The 19,864-nt window shown below is 71.8% G+C and carries 18 protein-coding genes; 2 read left to right on the top strand and 16 right to left on the bottom strand.

Annotated features, from left to right (window positions below; all coding sequences use genetic code 11):
* Nucleotides 1-3 precede the first annotated feature (3 nt).
* Together hisS and aspS are read left to right on the top strand one after the other, a co-directional pair.
* A complete protein-coding gene (gene hisS / locus CHC11_RS35680; RefSeq protein ID WP_089316301.1) occupies nt 4-1,284 on the top strand; it encodes a histidine--tRNA ligase in 1,281 nt (426 codons plus the stop codon).
* A complete protein-coding gene (gene aspS, locus CHC11_RS35675; RefSeq protein WP_089316300.1) occupies nt 1,281-3,041 on the top strand; it encodes an aspartate--tRNA ligase in 1,761 nt (586 codons plus the stop codon). Before hisS ends, aspS begins: the two co-directional genes overlap by 4 nt.
* Before the next feature lie 53 nt (nt 3,042-3,094).
* On the opposite strand, the gene CHC11_RS35670 is transcribed toward aspS, so the two are convergent.
* The 16 genes from CHC11_RS35670 to CHC11_RS35595 form a co-directional block, all read right to left on the bottom strand.
* On the bottom strand, nt 3,095-5,578 hold the full coding sequence (locus tag CHC11_RS35670; protein ID WP_089316299.1) for a RelA/SpoT family protein: 2,484 nt from the start codon (nt 5,576-5,578) through the stop codon (nt 3,095-3,097).
* 104 nt (nt 5,579-5,682) lie between these two features.
* Nucleotides 5,683-6,207 (bottom strand): adenine phosphoribosyltransferase, encoded by a 525-nt coding sequence (locus CHC11_RS35665; protein ID WP_089316298.1) that lies wholly within the window; start codon nt 6,205-6,207, stop codon nt 5,683-5,685.
* 12 nt (nt 6,208-6,219) lie between these two features.
* Nucleotides 6,220-7,389, bottom strand: a complete 1,170-nt coding sequence (gene secF, locus CHC11_RS35660) for a protein translocase subunit SecF (protein ID WP_089316297.1) — start codon at nt 7,387-7,389, stop codon at nt 6,220-6,222.
* Nucleotides 7,390-7,391: 2 nt separating this feature from the next.
* Nucleotides 7,392-9,200: a protein translocase subunit SecD gene (gene secD / locus CHC11_RS35655; protein ID WP_342750032.1), complete on the bottom strand. Its 1,809-nt coding sequence runs from the start codon at nt 9,198-9,200 to the stop codon at nt 7,392-7,394.
* 41 nt (nt 9,201-9,241) lie between these two features.
* Nucleotides 9,242-9,754: a preprotein translocase subunit YajC gene (gene yajC / locus CHC11_RS35650; RefSeq protein WP_179279169.1), complete on the bottom strand. Its 513-nt coding sequence runs from the start codon at nt 9,752-9,754 to the stop codon at nt 9,242-9,244.
* 177 nt (nt 9,755-9,931) lie between these two features.
* Complete coding sequence (ruvB, locus tag CHC11_RS35645) at nt 9,932-11,005, bottom strand: Holliday junction branch migration DNA helicase RuvB (RefSeq protein ID WP_089316296.1); 1,074 nt, start codon at nt 11,003-11,005, stop codon at nt 9,932-9,934.
* A 143-nt stretch (nt 11,006-11,148) separates the two neighbouring features.
* Nucleotides 11,149-11,757: a Holliday junction branch migration protein RuvA gene (gene ruvA / locus CHC11_RS35640; RefSeq protein ID WP_089316295.1), complete on the bottom strand. Its 609-nt coding sequence runs from the start codon at nt 11,755-11,757 to the stop codon at nt 11,149-11,151.
* Nucleotides 11,754-12,347: a crossover junction endodeoxyribonuclease RuvC gene (gene ruvC, locus CHC11_RS35635; protein ID WP_245920190.1), complete on the bottom strand. Its 594-nt coding sequence runs from the start codon at nt 12,345-12,347 to the stop codon at nt 11,754-11,756. The genes ruvA and ruvC overlap by 4 nt, the downstream gene beginning before the upstream one ends.
* A 37-nt stretch (nt 12,348-12,384) precedes the next feature.
* Nucleotides 12,385-13,536 (bottom strand): GNAT family N-acetyltransferase, encoded by a 1,152-nt coding sequence (locus CHC11_RS35630; protein WP_089316294.1) that lies wholly within the window; start codon nt 13,534-13,536, stop codon nt 12,385-12,387.
* 79 nt (nt 13,537-13,615) lie between these two features.
* Nucleotides 13,616-14,371, bottom strand: a complete 756-nt coding sequence (locus CHC11_RS35625; RefSeq protein ID WP_089316293.1) for a YebC/PmpR family DNA-binding transcriptional regulator — start codon at nt 14,369-14,371, stop codon at nt 13,616-13,618.
* Nucleotides 14,372-14,374: 3 nt separating this feature from the next.
* Nucleotides 14,375-14,992 (bottom strand): pyridoxal 5'-phosphate synthase glutaminase subunit PdxT, encoded by a 618-nt coding sequence (gene pdxT, locus CHC11_RS35620; protein ID WP_089316292.1) that lies wholly within the window; start codon nt 14,990-14,992, stop codon nt 14,375-14,377.
* Between the two features lie 179 nt (nt 14,993-15,171).
* Nucleotides 15,172-15,786 carry a DUF6928 family protein gene (locus tag CHC11_RS35615; protein ID WP_089316291.1) on the bottom strand — a complete coding sequence of 205 codons (615 nt, stop codon included), beginning with the start codon at nt 15,784-15,786 and terminating at the stop codon, nt 15,172-15,174.
* Between the two features lie 140 nt (nt 15,787-15,926).
* Entirely contained in the window at nt 15,927-16,850 is a 924-nt protein-coding gene (pdxS, locus tag CHC11_RS35610) for a pyridoxal 5'-phosphate synthase lyase subunit PdxS (RefSeq protein WP_089316290.1), read from the bottom strand.
* A gap of 136 nt (nt 16,851-16,986) precedes the next feature.
* Entirely contained in the window at nt 16,987-18,027 is a 1,041-nt protein-coding gene (locus CHC11_RS35605) for a DUF3048 domain-containing protein (RefSeq protein WP_245920187.1), read from the bottom strand.
* Nucleotides 18,028-18,149: 122 nt separating this feature from the next.
* Nucleotides 18,150-18,689 carry a LemA family protein gene (locus tag CHC11_RS35600; RefSeq protein ID WP_089316288.1) on the bottom strand — a complete coding sequence of 180 codons (540 nt, stop codon included), beginning with the start codon at nt 18,687-18,689 and terminating at the stop codon, nt 18,150-18,152.
* Between the two features lie 8 nt (nt 18,690-18,697).
* Entirely contained in the window at nt 18,698-19,861 is a 1,164-nt protein-coding gene (locus CHC11_RS35595; RefSeq protein ID WP_089316287.1) for a glycosyltransferase family 4 protein, read from the bottom strand.
* Nucleotides 19,862-19,864 lie beyond the last annotated feature (3 nt).

The raw sequence follows: 19,864 nt of genomic DNA, 5'->3' as shown, positions 1-19,864 counted from the left end.
ACCATGAGTTCGAGCTTCCGGGCCCCGAAGGGGGTCAGCGAATACGTCCCGCCGCGTGCGGATCTCTTCTACGCCATCCGGGAGGCGTTCGCCGAGCAGGCGAGGCTGGCCGGATACGGCTATCTGGAACTGGCGGTGTTCGAGGACACCAACCTGTTCCGGCGCGGCGTCGGCGAGTCCACCGACGTGGTGTCCAAGGAGATGTACACCTTCGAGGACAGGGGGGGCCGGTCACTGACGCTGCGCCCCGAGTTCACCGCGTCGGTGCTGCGCTCCGTCCTGGAGAACAACCTGCACAAGGGCTCACTGCCGGTGAAGGTGTGGACGACCGGGGCCGCGTTCCGGGCCGAGCGCCCGCAGCAGGGCCGCTACCGGCAGTTCTACCAGCTCGACCTGGAGGCGATCGGCAGCGAGGATCCGCAGGTCGACGCCGAGACGGTCGCGATCGCGTGGAACTGGTACCGGTCCCTCGGCCTGACCCGGGTGCGGCTGCTGCTGAACTCGCTCGGCTGCAAGGAGTGCCGCCCCGCCTACCGGGCCCTGCTGCAGGACTTCCTGCGCGCCCTGGACCTGGACGAGGACACCCGCGCCCGCGTCGAGATCAACCCGCTGCGGGTGCTGGACGACAAGCGTCCCAAGGTCCGCGAGCAGCTCGCGGGCGCCCCGCTGATGGCCGACCACCTGTGCCCGGCGTGCAAGGCGCACCACGACCGCGTCCGGGAGCTGCTCGCCGACCTCGGCATCACGTGGGAGGACACCCCCACCCTCGTCCGCGGCCTGGACTACTACACCCGCACCACCTACGAGTTCGACCACCCGCTGCTCGGAGCCCAGTCCGGCATCGGCGGCGGCGGCCGCTACGACGGGCTGTCGGAGGACATCGGCGGCCCCCCGCTGCCCGGCATCGGGTTCGGGCTCGGCCTGGACCGCACGATCCTCGCCCTGGAGGCCGAGTCGTCGGAAGGAGCGGGCCCCGCGTTCGCCGCCGAGCCGCGCTGCGAGGCGTTCGGCGTGGCGCTCGGCGGCACCGCCGAGCGGCGCCTGTTCGCGCTCGTCGCCGAGCTGCGCCGCGCCGGGATCGCCGCCGACATGGCGTTCGGCGGCAAGAAGCTGAAGGGCGCCATGAAGGACGCGGACCGCTCGGGCGCCCGGTACGCCGTGATCCTCGGGGAGCGAGATATCGCGGACGGCGTCGCCCAGGTCAAGGACCTGGCCGAGGGCGAGCAGACCGCCGTCCCGCTCACCGACCTCACCACGACGTTGAAGGAAAGGCTCTCGAAATGATCCGCACCCACGAGGCGGGGACGCTCCGCGAGGAGCACGCCGGGCAGCAGGTAACGCTGGCCGGCTGGGTCGGCCGCCGCCGCGACCACGGCGGCGTCACGTTCATCGACCTGCGCGACGCCTCCGGAACCGCGCAGGTCGTCTTCCGCGAGGAGGACACCGCTCACGACCTGCGCGCCGAGTACTGCGTCAAGGTCGTCGGCGAGGTCCGCGTCCGGCCGGAGGGCAACGAGAACCCCGAACTGCCCACCGGCGGGGTCGAGGTCGCCGCCGCCCACATCGAGGTGCTCTCCGACGCGGCGCCGCTGCCGTTCCCCATCGAGGGCGACGTCAACGTCAACGAGGAGATCCGCCTCAAGTACCGCTACCTCGACCTGCGCCGCGAGGGCGTCGCGCGGGCGATGAAGGTCCGCTCCGAGGCCTCGTTCCTGACGCACGAGGTGATGCGCGCGCACGGCTTCGTGAACGTGGAGACGCCCACCCTCACCCGGTCCACCCCGGAGGGCGCCCGCGACTTCCTCGTCCCCGTCCGGCTCCAGCCGGGCCACTGGTACGCGCTCCCGCAGTCGCCGCAGCTGTTCAAGCAGCTCCTCATGGTCGGCGGCCTCGAACGCTACTACCAGATCGCCCGCTGCTACCGCGACGAGGACTTCCGCGCCGACCGGCAGCCCGAGTTCACCCAGATCGACATCGAGATGTCGTTCGCCGAGCAGGACGACGTCCTGTCGGTCGGCGAGGACCTCGTGGCGCGCCTGTGGAAAGAGATCGCCGGGTACGAGATCCCCCGCCCGATCCCCCACATCACCTACGCCGACGCGCTGGCCCGCTACGGCTCCGACAAGCCCGACCTGCGGTTCGGCAACGAGCTGACCGACATGACCGAGTACTTCGCCGGCACGTCGTTCCGCGTGTTCCAGGCCCCGTACGTCGGTGCGGTAGTCATGCCCGGCGGCGCGTCCCAGACCCGCAGGGAACTGGACGGCTGGCAGGACTGGGCGAAGGCCCGCGGCGCCCGCGGCCTCGCCTACGTGCTCCTCCAGGAGGACGGCACCCTCGGCGGCCCGGTCGCCAAGAACCTCTCCGACGCCGAGAAGGAGGGCCTCGCCGCCAAGACGGGCGCCTCCCCCGGCGACGCGGTCTTCTTCGGCGCCGGCAAGCGGCATTCCACCCAGGAGCTCCTCGGCGCCGCGCGCCTGGAGATCGGCCGCCGCCGCGACCTGATCGACGAGTCCGCCTGGAAGTTCGTCTGGGTCGTGGACGCTCCGATCTTCGAGCCCGTCGAGGACGACAAGGGCGAGCAGATCGGCTGGACGTCGGTGCACCACCCGTTCACCGCGCCCAAGCCCGAGTACGCCGACACCTTCCAGGAGGACCCGGGCACCGCCCTCGCCGACGCCTACGACCTCGTCCTGAACGGCAACGAGATCGGCGGCGGCTCCATCCGTATCCACCGCGCCGAGATGCAGCAGCGCGTCTTCGACGTGCTGGGCCTGTCCAAGCAGGAGGCGGAGTCCAAGTTCGGCTTCCTGCTGGAGGCGTTCAAGTTCGGCCCGCCGCCGCACGGCGGCATCGCGTTCGGCTGGGACCGGGTGGTCATGCTCCTCGCCCGCCAGGAGTCGATCCGCGATGTGATCGCCTTCCCGAAGGCCGCCTCCGGCCACGACCCCCTGACCGCCGCGCCGACCCCCATCACCCCGGAGCAGCGCGCGGAGGCCGGCGTCGACGTCATCCCCGAGGACGAGCCCACCGACAACTGACCCGCACGCGAAAGGGCGGCCGCGCCCGCGGCCGCCCTTTCGCGTGCGGGCTCCTACTTGGTGGCGCCGCTGGTCACCCGGTAGACGTCGTAGACGCCGTCGATGGAGCGGACGGCCTTCAGGACGTGGCCGAGGTGCTTCGGGTCGCCCATCTCGAAGGTGAAGCGGCTGACGGCGACGCGGTCGCGGGTCGTGGTGACCGACGCCGACAGGATGTTGACGTGCTGGTCGGACAGGACGCGGGTCACGTCCGACAGCAGGCGGGGGCGGTCGAGCGCCTCCACCTGGATCGCGACGAGGAACACCGAGTCCTCGCCCGGGGACCACTTGACGTCGATCAGTCGGTCCGGCTGCGACCTCAGGCTCTCGACGTTGGCGCAGTCGGACCGGTGGACGGAGACGCCGTGGCCGCGGGTCACGAAGCCGACGATGTCGTCGCCGGGGACCGGGGTACAGCAGCGCGACAGCCGAACCCACACATCGGGGTCGTCGGCGACGACGACGCCCGGGTCGCCCGCGGGCCGGCTGCGCTTGCGGCGGGTCGGCAGCGCGATCTCGGCGAGATCCTCTTCGGCGCTCTCCACCCCGCCGAGGGCGTCCACCAGGCGCTGCACGACGTGCTGCGCGGAGACCTGGCTCTCGCCCACGGCCGCGTACAGGGACGACACGTCCGGGTAGCGCATGTCGCGGGCGAGGGCGAGGAGGGCCTCGCCGGACATCATCCGCTGCAACGGCATGTTCTGCTTGCGCATCGCACGGGCGATCGCGTCCTTGCCGGACTCGATCGCGGTGTCGCGGCGCTCCTTGGAGAACCAGTGCTTGATCTTGTTGCGGGCGCGGGCGCTCTTGACGAAGCCGAGCCAGTCGCGGCTCGGGCCCGCGTCCTGCGACTTGGAGGTGAAGACCTCGACCGTGTCGCCGTTGTCGAGGGTCGATTCGAGGGGGACGAGGCGGCCGTTGACGCGGGCGCCGATACATCGGTGCCCGACCTCGGTGTGGATCGCGTACGCGAAGTCGACGGGGGTGGCGCCCTGCGGCAGCGCGATCACGTCGCCCTTCGGCGTGAACACGAAGACCTCGGAGACCGACAGGTCGAAGCGCAGCGACTCCAGGAACTCGGCCGGGTCGGCGGTCTCCTTCTGCCAGTCGAGGAGCTGGCGCAGCCACTGCATGTCACCGGCCTTGCGGCCGCCGACCGTCTCCTCCTTGTACTTCCAGTGCGCGGCGACGCCGTACTCGGCGCGGCGGTGCATGCCCCAGGTGCGGATCTGCAGCTCGACGGGCTTGCCCTCCGGGCCGATCACCGTCGTGTGCAGCGACTGGTACATGTTGAACTTCGGCATCGCGATGTAGTCCTTGAACCGGCCGGGGACCGGGTTCCACCGCGCGTGGATCGAGCCGAGGGCGGCGTAGCAGTCGCGGACGCTGTCGACGAGGACCCGGATGCCGACCAGGTCGTAGATGTCGTCGAAGCTGACGTCCCGCGCGATCATCTTCTGGTAGATCGAGTAGTAGTGCTTCGGCCGGCCCGTCACGGTGGCCTTGATCCGGGCCTCGCGCAGGTCGGTGGAGACGTTCTCGATCACTTCCTGCAGGTAGACGTCGCGGCGCGGGGCGCGCTCGAACACCAGGCGGGCGATCTCGTCGAACCGCTTGGGGTACAGCGTGGCGAACGCGAGGTCCTCCAGCTCCCACTTCAGCGTGTTCATCCCGAGGCGGTGCGCGAGCGGCGCGAACACCTCCAGGGTCTCGCGGGCCTTCTTCTCCTGCTTGTGCCGCGGCATGTAGCGCAGCGTGCGCATGTTGTGCAGCCGGTCGCCGAGCTTGATCACCAGGACGCGGATGTCGCGGGACATCGCCACGACCATCTTGCGGACGGTCTCGGCCTCCGCGGCCTCCCCGTACTTGACCTTGTCGAGCTTGGTGACCCCGTCGACCAGGGCGGCGATCTCGTCTCCGAACTCGGCGCTCAGCTGGTCGAGGGTGTAGGGGGTGTCCTCGACGGTGTCGTGCAGCAGCGCCGCGCAGAGCGTCTCGGTGTTCATGCCGAGCTCGGCGAGGATGGTGGCCACCGCGAGCGGATGGGTGATGTACGGGTCGCCGCTCTTGCGCTTCTGGTGCCGGTGGTAGTGCGCGGCCACGTCGTAGGCGCGCTCGATGAGCCGGAGGTCCGCCTTCGGGTGCGTGTTGCGGACCGTTTTGATCAGTGGTTCGAGTACCGGATTCATAGTGGGGCCGCGCTGGGCGCCCAACCTGGCGAGCCTACGGCGCACCCGGGCGGCGGACGGCGGGATCGTGGCCTGCGTAGGCCTGGACGGGACGGCGGGCTCGGACGCGTCGTCATCGTCCGGGGCGGCGCCAGGGCCTGGGGCTGGGGCGACATCAGATCTCGGCGAGGGCTGGACGGGCGGGGCGGACGCGGGCGTCCGCGCGGCGGGTTCGTCGGGCTCGGGCGGCCGGACGTCGGGCGGTGGGGGCGCGCGCCGCTCTTCGGCGGCGGTGTTCACCGCGTCGGTCGATACCACCTCACCTGGCACCCAGCCTCCCTAGTCCATCCCGGGCGCCGCACCCGTCGTCGTGCGGGCCGCGCCCGTTCCGACCGGACCCTGATGGCGTCAGTGTATCCGGCCGCTATTTCGTACTAGACCGTAACCAGGGAGTGAACGTCCAGATTCCCCAGCTTGTCGCGTCCGTGCAGGAACGACAGCTCAAGGAGGACCGACAGCCCGACGACCTCTCCGCCGCCCCGCCGCACGAGTTCGGCGGTGGCCCTGGCCGTCCCTCCGGTGGCCAGGACGTCGTCGACGATCAGCACCCGGTCGCCGGGCTCGAAGGCGTCGAGGTGGATCTCGATCGTCTCGCTCCCGTACTCGAGATCATAGGTCTCCGCGTCCGTCGCCGAGGGCAGTTTCCCCTTCTTCCGCACCGGGACGAAGCCCGCCCCGAAGTGGTAGGCGACGGGCGCGGCGAGGATGAACCCGCGGGCCTCGATGCCGACGATCTTGTCGATGGTGCCGCGGCCGTGGTGGTTGACCACGGCGTCGACCACCCCGGCGAACGCCACATGGTCGGCCAGCAGAGGGGTGATGTCCTTGAACATCACCCCCTGCTTGGGATAGTCGGGGATGTCGCGGATCCGCTCCTGGATCAGCTTGCCGAGGTCCACTCCGTCCCCGCCCTACTTGCCGCCGCGGCGCTGCTGCCGCGAGCCGCGCTTCGGCTGCTGCCGCGACCCGCTCTGCACGACCTTCCGCACGGTGACCGTGCTGCGGATCTCTGGGGGGTCGTTGTCGCCGGGCTCGCCGGTGTCCTCGCCCGACGGGTCGTCGGCCGGCGCGGCGGCGGAGGCGCCGGCACCGGCCCTGACCCTGGTCTTCGACGCCCGCTTGGTGCTCTGCTCGCGCCGGGCGATGTTCTGGCGAATCTGCTTGTACTTCGGCTCGCGCTCCTTGAACTGGACGAGCAGCGGCGTGGCCACGCAGATCGAGGAGTACGTGCCGACGATCATGCCGACGAACAGGGCGAGCGACAGGTCCTTCAGCGTGCCGGCGCCGAACAGCGTCGTCCCGATGAACAGGATCGCGCCGACCGGCAGGATCGCCACCAGGGAGGTGTTCAGCGACCGGACCAGGGTGTTGCTGAGCGCCTCGTTGGCGGCCTCGCTGTAGGTCGTCCTGGAGGTCGGTCCGAGCGGCTTGGTGACCTCCTTGATCATGTCGAAGACGACGACCGCGTCGTACAGCGAGTAGCCGAGGATCGTCAGGAAGCCGAGCAGCGTGGCCGGGGTGACCTCGAAGCCGGACCAGGCGTAGACGCCCGCCGTGATCACCAGGTCGTGGATGAGCGCGACCACCGCGGCCACGGCCATCCGCCACTCGAACGCCACCGACAGGTAGGCGATGATCAAGATCATGAAGACGAGCAGCGCCTGCCATGCCTTCTTCTGGATCTCACCGCCCCACGAGGCGCCGACGACCTGCGTGCTGACCTTGTCGGCGGGGACGGTCAGCTCCTTGGCGACGCTCGACTTGACCTCGGTGACCTGGTCGGAGGACAGGCTCTCGGTCGTGACCCGCCAGTCGCCGCCCGCCTTCTGCACGATCACCTGGTGGGCGCCGCCGTCGCCGACGGCGCCGCGCACCTGCTCGATCGACGCGCTCGGCGCCTTGAAGGTGAAGACGGAGCCGCCCTTGAACTCCACACCGAAGTTGAGGCCCTGCACCAGCAGGCCCGCGATCGACAGCGCCAGCAGCAGCCCGGAGATCGTGTACCAGATCTTCGGCCGGCCGACGATGTCCGCGCTGATCTCGCCCCGGTAGATCCGGGAGATGGCCGCACGCGTTCCCATGCTCAGGCCTCCTGGCTCGTCGTGCGGGCGGCTGGGGCGGAGGTGTCCTGCGCCTTGTGCAGGCGCCTCGGATCGAGACCGGACATCGGATGCCCGCGGCCGAAGAAGCTCGTGCGCGCCAGCAGCGCGACCAGCGGCTTGGTGAAGAAGAACACCACGACCACGTCGATGAGCGTCGTGAGACCCATCGCGAACGCGAACCCGGCCACTCCGCCGACCGCGAGGAAGTACAGCACCAGCGCCGCGAGGAACGTGACCGCGTCGGCGACGAGGATGGTGCGCCGCGCCCGCTTCCAGGCGTTCTCCACCGACGAGCGCAGCTTGCGCCCGGCCCGCAGCTCGTCCCTCAGCCGCTCGAAGTAGACGATGAACGAGTCGGCGGTGATGCCGATGGACACGATCAGGCCGATGATGTGCGGCAGGGAGAGCCGGAAGCCCATCCCCTCACCGAGGATCACCACCGCCTCGTAGGTGATGACCGACGCCACGACCAGGCTGGACACCGCCACCAGGCCGAGGCCCCGGTAGTAGAACAGGCAGTAGAGCAGCACCAGGCCGAGCCCGATCGCGCCGGCGATCAGCCCCCCGGTCAGCTGGTCGGAGCCCAGCGTGGACGACACCTCGTCGATGGAGCTCTGCTTGAACTCCAGCGGCAGCGCCCCGTACTTGAGCACGTTGGCGAGGTCGGTGGCGTACTGCTGGTTGAAGCTGTCGGGCGGGCCGTCGATGCTGGCGGTGCCGCCGGTGATGGCGCCCTCGCGGATGCTGGGCGCGGAGACGACCTGTCCGTCCAGGACGATCGCGACCTGCGCCTGCGGGGAGGACGGGTTCTGCTGGTAGGCCTGGGACGCGGCGGTGGTGACCTCGCCGAACTGGCGGGCGCCCGTGCCGTCGAACTTCAGCGAGACCGACCAGCTGGCCTGGCCGTTCTGGGCGTTCGGCGGCATCGCGCTCGCCGAGGAGACGTTCTCGCCCAGCACCCGGACGGGGCCGAGGATGTACTTGGCGGCCTGGCCGCTCTCCTCGTCCTGGTCGCAGGAGGCGACGAACTTGCGGTTCGGGTCGTTGGACCCCGGGGCCCGCCGGTCGCCGGTGTAGCAGTTCAGCGCCTCGAACTGGCTGATCACGGCCTTGTCGGTGACGCCCGGGTAGTCCTGCGTGGGGGCCGTGGGCTGCCCCGACGGCTGGCCCAGCGGCGACGACGCCGACGGCGCGGACGACGGGGCGGCGGACCCGGACGGCTTGGGCGTCGGGGCCGTCAGCGCCCCCGAAAGGGCCCGGCCGCGCGGAGTGGACGACGCCGACGGCGACGCGCCCCCCGAGGGGGACGCCGACGCGGACGGCGACGGGCTCTTGCCCCCGTCCTTCTTCTCCCCCGTGCCCTTCGAGGGGCTGGGGGACGGGGCGGGCACCGCCCCGCTCGACGGCTTCCCGTCGGCCACCGCGAACACCTGGCGGAACTGCAGCTTGGCCGTCGTCCCGATCAGGTTGACGACGCGGCCCTGCCCCTCACCGGGGACGTTCACCACGATGTTGTTGCTGCCCTGCTTGGCGACCTCGGCGTCGGACACCCCCAGACCATTGACGCGCTTCGTCATGATCTTGACGGCCTGGTTCATCTGGTTCGCCGGGGGATTCTTGCCGTTCGCGGTCTTGGCCGTGAGCGTCACGGTCGTCCCGCCGGCGAGGTCCAGGCCCAGCTTGGGCTTCGTCTGCCCCTGCCAGACCGCCAGACCGGCCATGACCACCATGATCGCGAAGAGCGCGAGGAGCGTGCGCCCGGGCTTGGGAGCATTCTTGGGCGGAGCCACTTGTCGTCGTACTTCCCGTCGTATCGTCGCCGTGAGGAGGGTCAGGCGGGCTTGTCGCCCGCCTCGACCTTCGCCTTCCCCTTCGGCTTGGACTCGCGCTCGCCGTCCTCGCCCGCGGCGTCCGCGGCCTCGTCGTCCCCGTCCTTGGACAGGTCGACCTCGGAGCCGTCCTTGGACAGGTCGACGCGGTCGCCGTCCTCGTCGCGCTCCTCGTCCTCGACGTCCTCGTCGTGCTCGTCGTCGAGCTCCTCGGGCTCGTCGTCCTTGAGGACCTGCATGACGGCCTGCTTGACGAAGCGGACCTCGACGCCATCGGCGATCTCCAGCACGAGGCCGTCGTCGTCGACCGACACGACGGTCGCACGCATACCGCTGGTCGTCAGGACGCGAGCGCCCGGTTCCATGGCGTTCTGCATCTGCATCTGATCTTTACGGCGCTTGCTCTGCGGCCGGATGAGCAGGAAGTAGAAGACCAGTGGCACGGCGAGCAGCAGGAGCAGGTTGAAGCCCCCGCTACCGCCCGAGCCCGCCGCAAGAATAATGTCGCTGCCCATTACTGGGGCACCCTTCCGAAGTTGATTGCCCAGCCTGTGACCGGATCGGTCAAGTACAACGGACCGCCGGCTGGAGACGGTGAACCAAGTCCCGGAGTCTAGAGAGTACGCGAGACCCCGGCAACGAGGCGACGATCGGCGACGCCTGGAAGTTCCCAACCCGTTATCAGATGATCACTATTCCGCCCGGCCGGCGTCCCTGTCCAGGTCGAACAGGGCACCCGCCATCGGCGCCGTCGGGGGCGGGGAAAGCCCCAGGTGCGCCCACGCGGCGGCCGTGGCGACCCTTCCGCGCGGCGTCCTGGCGAGCAGCCCCTGCCGGACGAGGAACGGCTCCGCGACGACCTCGACGGTCTCGGGCTCCTCCCCCACCGACACGGCCAGCGTCGACAGGCCCACCGGCCCGCCGCCGAACTTGCGCATCAGCGACTCCAGGACGGAACGGTCGAGACGGTCCAGGCCCCGTTCGTCCACCTCGTACAACGCCAGGGCGGCGCGGGCCGATTCCCGCGTGACCACGCCGTCGGCGCGCACCTCGGCGTAGTCGCGGACGCGGCGCAGCAGCCGGTTGGCGATGCGGGGCGTGCCGCGCGAGCGCCCGGCGACCTCGGCGGCGGCGTCCTCGGCGATCTCCACGTCCAGCAGCCGGGCGGACCGGCGGACGATGATCTCCAACTCGGCGGGCTCGTAGAAGTCCATGTGCGCGACGAAGCCGAACCGGTCGCGCAGCGGACCGGGCAGCATGCCCGCCCGCGTGGTGGCCCCCACCAGCGTGAAGGGGGCGATGTCCAGCGGGATCGCCGTCGCACCGGGGCCCTTGCCCACGACGACGTCGACGCGGAAGTCCTCCATCGCCATGTAGAGCATCTCCTCGGCGGGCCGCGCCAGCCGGTGGATCTCGTCCAGGAACAGCACCTCGCCCTCGGCGAGGGTCGACAGCACCGCCGCGAGATCGCCGGCCCGCTCGATCGCCGGCCCCGAGGAGATCCGCAGCGGCTGCCCCAGCTCCGCCGCGATGATCATGGCGAGGGTGGTCTTGCCGAGCCCGGGCCCGCCCGACAGCAGCACGTGGTCGGGAGTCCCGCCGCGTCCCAGCGCGCCGTGCAGCACCAGCGAGAGCTGCTCGCGGACCCGCTCCTGCCCGACGAAGTCGGCCAGCTTCTTCGGCCGCAGCGCGGCCTCGATCTGCTGCTCATCGACCCCGCCGGCGTCCGCGGACACCAGCCGATCGGTCTCCTCGGCCCCGCCCATCCCCGCTCCCTGCGCCTCCCCCGGTCCGCTGCCGCTCATCCGTGTCTCCTGTGGAGGGCGACCCCCCACACCCCCCGGTTCGCTGCCGCTCATCCGTGTCTCCTGTGGGGGGCGACCCCCCACACCCCCCGGTTCGCTGCCGCTCATGGTTTGCTGAGCTTCTTCAAGGCCGACCTCAGCAAGGCCGCGACCGGGGGCGTCTCGCCGCCGTCGAGGTCCGCCGCCACGGCGTCCACCGCGGCGTCGGCGTCCCTGGCCGACCAGCCGAGGTTGACCAGGCCCATCTGCACCTGGTCGCGCCACGGCTCGGCGCGGGCCGGCGCGCGCAGGTCGCCACCCTCGTCGCCGACCGGGTCGCCGAGACGGTCCCGCAGTTCCAGGACGATGCGCTGCGCGCCCTTCTTGCCGATGCCGGGCACCTTGGTGAGCGCCGTCACGTCCTCGGTGGACACGGCGCGGCGCAGCGCGTTCGGCGAGTGGACCGCCAGCATCGCCAGGGCGAGGCGCGGCCCGACGCCGCCGGCGGTCTGGAGCAGCTCGAAGACGGTGCGCTCGTCGTCGTCGGCGAACCCGAACAGCGTGAGGGAGTCCTCGCGGACGACGAGGGAGGTCGGCACCTGCGCCGGCTCCCCGACCCGCAGGCCGGCCAGCGTGGCGGGGGTGCACTGCACCGAGAGGCCGACGCCGTGCACGTCGATCACCGCCCCGTCGGGGCCCGCTGCGGCCACCCGGCCGCTGACGAAGGCGATCACTGGACGCTTCCTCCTCTGCTCCGGGCGGCGAGCCGTTCCCGTTCGGCCCTGGCCGCCTCCTCGATCCGCGACCGCTGCGCGTGCACGAGCCGCCGCTGCGCTCCCCCGCGCCACACATGGCAGATGGCCAGGGCGAGCGCGTCCGCGGCGTCCGCCGGCTTCGGCGCCGTCTCCAGGGACAGCAGCCGGGTCACCATCCTGGTCACCTGCGCCTTGTCGGCGCGGCCGTTCCCGGTGACGGCGGCCTTGGCCTCGCTGGGGGTGTGCAGAGCGACGGGCAGGCCGCGCCGGGCGGCCAGCAGCATGGCGATCCCGGCGGCCTGGGCCGTGCCCATCACGGTCCGCACGTTGTGCTGGGAGAACACGCGCTCGACGGCGACGGCGTCGGGGCGCAGTTCGTCCATGACGGCCGCGATGCCCGTCTCGATGCCCAGCAGGCGCAGGGCGTGGTCCTCGTCGGGGGCGGTCCGCACGACCGACACGTGCACCAGGTGCAGCCGCTTGCCCGGGACGCCCTCGACGACCCCGACCCCGCACCGGGTGAGCCCGGGGTCCACCCCCATCACCCGCACGGCCGCTCCTTCGATCATCTGTTCGGCCGCCAACGCTATCAATCCGCGTGGCCGGTCAGAAGTAATCCAGCGAGAACGGCGTGGCCGCGAACGCGGGCGCGAGCGCGTCCGCGTCCCCGCCCTGGAGGAGGCCGACGCGCCGGAGCGTCGACACCGGGATCCCGCAGTAGAGGGCCGACAGGCCGCGCGGGCCGAGGCGCACGGCGCCGGCATCGGCGTCGGAGCGCTCCAGCCGCCCCTCCCCGTCCTTGATCTCCAGACGCCAGTGGCCCGAGTTCGCCGGACGCTGCGGATCGTCGATCTCCAGCGGGACGTCGGCGGCGACCCCTGCCGGGTAGCCGCGCGCCGCGATCGCCGCGGGCGCGTCGACGACCCGCAGCATCCACTGGGAGCGCTGGACGACCTCGTTCTCGCGCTCGCGCGGCAGCCACAGCACCGGGTCCATCGGCGACACGCAGGCCCGCACCGACTCGGCCGTGGACGAGCCGGACCCGACGATGGCCCAAAGCGCCCTCAGCGTCCGCTCGGAGGAGGCGACGAGCCGGACGACCTCCAGCCCGGTGTTGCCAGCCGCCCACCGGTAGGAGAGGAACCCGTCCTCGGCCAGGTAGTGGTAGGCGTCCGGGCCGCCCAGATGCTCGCGCCACCTCGCCTCCGGCCAACCGACCGGACCGCAGTCGCGCGCCGTCCGGTGCGCGCGGCCGACCACGGCGGCCACCTCGGCGGCGTCGCCGGGCCCGGCCCTGCGGACGGGGACCCTCGCGGCCGCGATCGTGCGCAGTGCCTCGGTGGAAAGGTCGACGTGGTGCCAGGCCCCCGCGTGCTCCCAGCCGAGCGACCGGTAGAGCCGCGTCGTGGCCGGATAGAGCATGGCGAGCGGGTGGCCGAGATCGGCGCACCGCTCCAGCAGGTCGGACATCAGGCGGCGGCCGAGCCCGCGCCCGCGTTCCTCGGGGGCGACCGTGATCGCGCTGACACCGGCCGTGGACACCGCCCGCCCGTGCCACCACTGCGTCATGTCGAGCAGGGTCCCCGTGGCGACGACCGCGCCGCCGTCGAGGCCGGCGAACAGCCTCCCCGCCACCGCGGACTGCCGGACCAGCCGGGACCGCCGCGCCCACACCTCGTCGGGCAGCGGCCCGAAGGCGCGGGCCCGGATGTCGCGGACGGCGTCCACCTCGTCGGGTCCGAGAGCGCGAATCTCCATGATCCAGACCGTATGCGACGGCGCCGACGCGAACGCCGCCGCACCCGGCGGGCGGCGGCGTTCGCGGGGCGACGGCGCGTCAGGCGTCGATGGAGGCCATGACCTCGTCGCTCACGTCGAAGTTGGCGTAGACCTCTTGGACGTCGTCGGAGTCCTCCAGGGCGTCCAGGAGGCGGAACACCTTCTTGGCGTTGTCCTCGTCGAGCGGGACGGTGACGCTCGGCAGGAACTTGCTCTCCGCCGACTCGTAGTCGATGCCCGCGTCCACCAGGGCCGAGCGGACCGCGACCAGGTCGCCGGCCTCGCTCACGACCTCGAAGTTCTCGTCGTCGAGGTCGTTGACCTCCTCGGCCCCGGCGTCCAGGACGGCCATCATCACGTCGTCCTCGCTGGTGCCCGCCTTGGGGACGATCACGACGCCCTTGCGGTTGAACATGTAGGAGACCGAGCCCGGGTCGGCGAGGGAGCCGCCGTTGCGGGTCAGGGCGACGCGGACCTCGGAGGCGGCCCGGTTGCGGTTGTCGGTCAGGCACTCGATGAGCACGGCGACACCGCCCGGGGCGTAGCCCTCGTAGGTGATGTTCTGCCAGTCGGCGCCCCCGGCCTCCTCACCGGCGCCCCGCTTGCGGGCCCGCTCGATGTTGTCGTTCGGGACCGAGTTCTTCTTCGCCTTGTAGATGGCGTCGTAGAGCGTGGGGTTCGCGTCGGCGTCGCCGCCGCCCGTCCGGGCCGCCACCTCGATGTTCTTGATCAGCTTGGCGAAGAGCTTGCCCCGCTTGGCGTCGAGGGCCGCCTTCTTGTGCTTGGTCGTCGCCCACTTGGAATGGCCGGACATCTGTCAATCCTCCTCTGTCGTCCGGCGCACCAGATCGGCGAAGTAGTGGTGCACGCGGAAATCGCCCGTCAACTCCGGATGGAACGCGGTCGCCATGAGGCGCCCCTGGCGGACGGCGACGATCCTACCGGCGTTCGGGCCGCCCTCCGCGCGTCCGAGGATCTCGACGGCGTCGCCGACGGACTCCACCCACGGTGCGCGGATGAAAACGGCGTGGTACGGCGTGTCACCCATACCGGTCAGCGGGACGGCGGCCTCGAACGAGTCGACCTGCCGGCCGAACGCGTTGCGCCGCACGGTCATGTCGATCCCCCCGACGGTCTCCTGGCCCGCCACTCCGCCCCGGATCCGGTCCGCCAGCATGATCATGCCGGCGCAGGAGCCGTAGGCGGGCATGCCCGCCTCGATCCGCTTGCGCAGCGGGTCGAGCAGCTCGAACGAGCGCGCCAGCCGCCACATGGTGGTGGACTCCCCGCCGGGCAGGACCAGCCCGTCGACCCGTTCCAGCTCGTCGGGACGGCGCACCCTCACGGTGCGCGCCCCGGCCTCCTCCAACGCGCGCGCGTGCTCGCGCACGTCACCCTGCAGGGCGAGGACACCGATCGTGGGCACAGCAGTCACGTGAAAACCTTCCGGGGCGCAGGAGTCGTCTCAACCCTAGACGTTCCTTACAACACCCCACGACCTGGCCGATCTTCCCAGCGATACCCGCCGGTCCACCGTGAGGGACGACCCCCACACCCCCGAAAGAGAAGCCCGACCGACACCCTCCGCTCCGCAGGCTCCGCTCCGGGCGCCGGTCAGGCGTGCCGGAAGCGGCGGACCGGGAGCTCCAGGGGGAGGAAGTCGTCCTTGCCTCGGTCGGCGATGCCGCGGCCGAACATGTACTCCCGGGCGAGGGCGAGGCCGAACTCCTCGGGGTCGAACGGGAGCGGCACGTCCGGGGCGCCCTCGTCGACGGCGCGCCAGAACGGGCGCTCGGCGGGCAGCCGCTCGCCCTGGTCGACGACCACGCCGTCCTCGGCGGTGACGTACACGTCGCGGAGCAGCATGCCCGACTCGTACCAGCGGAACCAGCAGCTGCGGATCACGTTGTGCAGGACGAGGACGCCGCAGCGGGAGCCGGGGAGCGCCGCCGCGGCGGTGTCGGCGATGCGGCGGGCGTCGTCGTCGAGGCAGAACAGGCGCCGGTCGCACAGCAGCAGCGCCCGATCGAAGGTGCCGACGAACAGCTCGTCCTCGTACGGCCAGAGCGCGAAGTCCAGGACCGTGTCGCCGGTCTCGGTGAGGGCGGCCGCCGGGTACAGGCGGCGCGCGATCTTCGCGGCGGCGTCCGGATCGGGCACCAGGCCCGGCCGGAACACGTCGGTGGGTTCACCCGCGCTCGCGCACGCCAGCGCGACCGACCAAGCCATGCTCTTCCCTCCCGCGGCCGGGCGCCGGCCAGGGCTCGCCCCCTCCGGCCGCGCCGTCAGCGTAAACCCTCCAGGCGGCCCGTGTGGAGGGGGTACCCACCGATCCGCCCGGCCACCCGGGCCGGGCGGACGCACCTGCGCTACCAGCCGCGGCCGGCGAACTTCTGGTCCTCGCCGAGGGAGGCGGCGTTGATGCCGACCATGGCCTCGCCGAGGCCGCGGGACACCTTCGCGATCACGTCGGGGTCGTCGTGGAAGGTGGTGGCCTTCACGATCGCCTCGGCGCGCTGGGCGGGGTTGCCGGACTTGAAGATCCCGGAGCCGACGAAGACGCCCTCGGCGCCGAGCTGCATCATCATCGCGGCGTCGGCGGGGGTCGCGATGCCGCCCGCGGTGAACAGCACGACGGGCAGCCTGCCCGCCCGGGCGACCTCCTTGACCAGCTCGTACGGGGCCTGGAGTTCCTTGGCCGCGACGAAGAGCTCGTCCTCGGGCAGGGACTGCAGGCGGCGGATCTCCTGCCGGATCTGGCGCATGTGCGTCGTGGCGTTGGAGACGTCGCCGGTGCCGGCCTCACCCTTGGAGCGGATCATCGCCGCGCCCTCGGTGATGCGGCGGAGCGCCTCGCCCAGGCTGGTGGCCCCGCAGACGAACGGGACGGTGAACGCCCACTTGTCGATGTGGTTGTCGTAGTCGGCGGGCGTGAGCACCTCGGACTCGTCGATGTAGTCGACGCCGAGGGCCTGCAGCACCTGCGCCTCGACGAAGTGGCCGATGCGGGCCTTGGCCATGACGGGGATGGAGACCGCGGCGATGATCCCGTCGATCATGTCGGGGTCGCTCATCCGGGAGATGCCGCCCTCGGTGCGGATGTCGGCGGGCACCCGTTCCAGGGCCATGACGGCGACCGCGCCCGCATCTTCGGCGATCTTCGCCTGCTCGGGCGTGACGACGTCCATGATCACGCCGCCCTTGAGCATCTCCGCCATGCCGCGCTTGACGCGGGCGGTCCCGGTCTCGGGCGCGGCGTTGTCAGGGGCGGGAGTGGAAGTGGACACGGGCATTCCTCACGTGGACGGACGACAAGTCTTTTCCCCATGATATTGCCTGCTCGTACGACCTCTCGACCCGGCAGAGTGTCAGCGGGGGGCACCGCCCGCTTACGGAGTGACGGGGGCCCGGGTCGCCGGGTGCGTCCGGCTAGGGCGTGTAGGGCTTGCCGTCGTTCACGAGCACGACCCAGACCTGGCCGCGGGCGAAGTTCATCGGCTTGCCGTCGGCGGTGGTGTAGGTGGTGCCCTCGCCCTCGGACGAGCGCGACCACTTGGCGCCGAAGGCCTTGCCGTCGCGCAGGACGACCGCGCGCCCGGTCCCGGTGGTGTGGATCAGCGGCGTGTAGCTGCCGAGGAAGTCGTGGAACTTCGAGCGGGTCGTCTTGGCGTACTGGACGACGACGGTCCTGCCGCCGAGGAGCCCGCCCTCGGCGGCGCGGTCGGGGCTGCCGCCCCAGCTGGCGAGCCACCTCTTCTGTTTCGCCGACCACGTGAACCCCATGGTGGCGGCGGGCCACCGTGCGGTGAACGACCTGATGGGTCTGCCGCCGTCGGGGGCGTCTCCGAAACGGAAGCCGATGTCGCGCGGCTTCGCGGCCTTCGGCGCCTGCTTCAGCAGGTTCTCGGGATCGGCGTAGAGGTTGTAGGGGATCCGCCTCTCGCCCGAGCGGAAGTACGCGCCCCCCGCGTTCTCCTGTGAGATGTCGTACACCGGCGCCTTGCGGATGTACTTCTTCATCTTGCTCTGGACGCCGGAGAAGGCGAAGGCGGGACGCCCGAACTGCGGCAGGATGTGCAGGTCGGAGATGCGGGCGCTGCGGACGGGCCCGACCTTCTTCGGCAGCTTGGAGGAGTAGACCGCCATCAGGCGGGTCTCGCCGCCCTCGACCTGCTCGACGTAGACGATGTCGGCGGCCGAGACGCCGCTCTGCGGGAGCGCGGGCCGCGTGTTCTCGATCTTGACCGCGAGGACGGGGTTGGCCAGTCCCTTGGCGCCGCCGGTGAACGGATGCGTCGCGGGAGCCGGCGTCCCGGCGGCCTGGGGCGCGCCCGTGCCGCTCGGCGGCGGTGGCGGCGCCGACTTCACGCCGTCCGAGCCCGAGCAGGCCGACAGCGCGGCGCCGAGGACGACAACGCCCATCCCCGCGGCCGTACGCCCCCGGACGGTGGTGTCCCAGACAGATCGCACGATCTACCCCTCCTTTGGACGATCTGCCAGAGGGTAGCGAACGTGATCTGATGCGCTCGCCCGTCCGGTGGTACGGCCGCGCGGGGCTCTCCCGATCAACGCGGCCCCGCCGATCGCGGTCGTCAGATCCCGGGCGGGTCGTCGTCGATCTCGAAGAAGTCCGGGAGCGGGGCCCGCCCGGCGAGCGGCAGGACGCGGATCAGCAGCTTGCGGCGCGCGATCCGGGCCTGGGAGACGGCGTCGTTGTAGAAGCGGCGGGCGTAGGCGACCTTGGCGGCGGCGGACGACAGCTCGTCCAGGACCGCCCTGCCGTCGCCGCCGCGGGCGTCGAGGGTGTCGACGAACCCGGGCTGGTCGACGGCGGCGCGCAGCGCCCGCGACAGGTCGCTCTCGGCGAACTCGCGGCCCTCGGCGTCGGCGGTGCGGGCCTCGTGGGCGGCGGTGGCCAGCACCAGGCTGGTGGCGGGGTCAAGGAACCGGGACGCCGCCAGCTCCAGCGTGGCGGCGGCCCGCCTGACGAGGGCGGCGTCGAGCGCGGCGCGGGCCGTCTCGACCCGCACGTGCAGCCGGTCGAGGCGGGTGGCGCGCCACGACACGTACACCACCACCAGGAAGACGACGGCGACCCAGAACAGCACGTCGATGACCCAGTCGTAGGACACGCCGCCCCCTACGCGCCGAGCCCGGACTCGACCACGCCGGCGCGGCCGCCGGTGACGGTCTCGTACACCCGCAGCACGTCGCGGGCCACCGACGACCAGTCGTAGGTCCGCACGGCCGCGCGGGCCTCCGCCGACAGCTGCTTGCGGCGGGCCGGGTCGTCGAGCAGCTCCCCGGCCGCCGCGGCGAGCGCCTCGTGGTCGCCGGCCGGGAACAGCGCCCCGGCCCGGCCCCCGCGCAGGACGCGGTCGAACGCCTCGATGTCGCTGGCGAGGATGGGCGCGCCCGCGGCCATGGCCTCGGCGAGGACGATGCCGAAGCTCTCGCCGCCGAGGTTGGGCGCGACGAACACGTCCACCGAGTGGTAGGCGCGGACCTTGTCGTCCTCGCTCACCATGCCGAGCACGACGACGCGGTCGCGGAGGTCGGCCGGGACCCGGGCCAGCACGTCGCCGGCGTCGCCGGGGCCGGCGATCAGCAGCCGCAGCCCGGGGCGCCGGCGGCCGAGGATCTCGAAGGCGCGCAGCAGCACCTGCAGGCCCTTGCGAGGCTCGTCCATCCGGCCGAGGAACCCCAGCGCTCCCCCGTCGCCGCCGTCGGGCGGCGTGTCCGTGCGGCCGCGCCAGCTGGGCAGCGGCTCCGCCATCGCGTAGCGCTCGGTCGCGACGCCGTTCGGGATCAGCACGGCGTCGCCGCCGAGGTGCTCGACGAGGGTGGTGCGGGCGGCCTCCGACACCGCGATCCGGCCGGTGATCTTCTCCAGGGCGCTCTGCAGGATCGGCGCGGTGACCGACAGCGCCCGCGACCTCTCGTAGGACGCGTGGAACGTGCCCACGATGGGCCCGTCGGCCGCCCAGCAGGCGAGCAGCCCCAGCGAGGGCGCGGCCGGCTCGTGGACGTGCAGGACGTCGAACCCGCCCTCGCGGATCCAGCGCCGGACCCGGCCGGCCGACAGGAACCCGAAGGCCAGCCGCGCGACCGAGCCGTTGTAGGGGACGGGGACGGCGCGCCCGGCCGACGCGACGTAGGGCGGCAGGTCGGCGTCGTCGTCGGCGGGCGTGATGACCGACACCTCGTGGCCGAGGGCGATCAGCGCCTCGGCGAGGTCGCCGATGTGCTGCTGGACGCCGCCCGGCACGTCCCAGGTGTAGGGGCAGACGAGTCCCACCTTCATCGG

The sequence above is a fragment of the Actinomadura mexicana genome, assembly GCF_900188105.1.
Lineage (GTDB): Bacteria > Actinomycetota > Actinomycetes > Streptosporangiales > Streptosporangiaceae > Spirillospora > Spirillospora mexicana.
The sequence above is the reverse complement of the archived record's forward strand: the minus strand, read 5'-3'. Positions and strand labels throughout refer to the sequence as shown.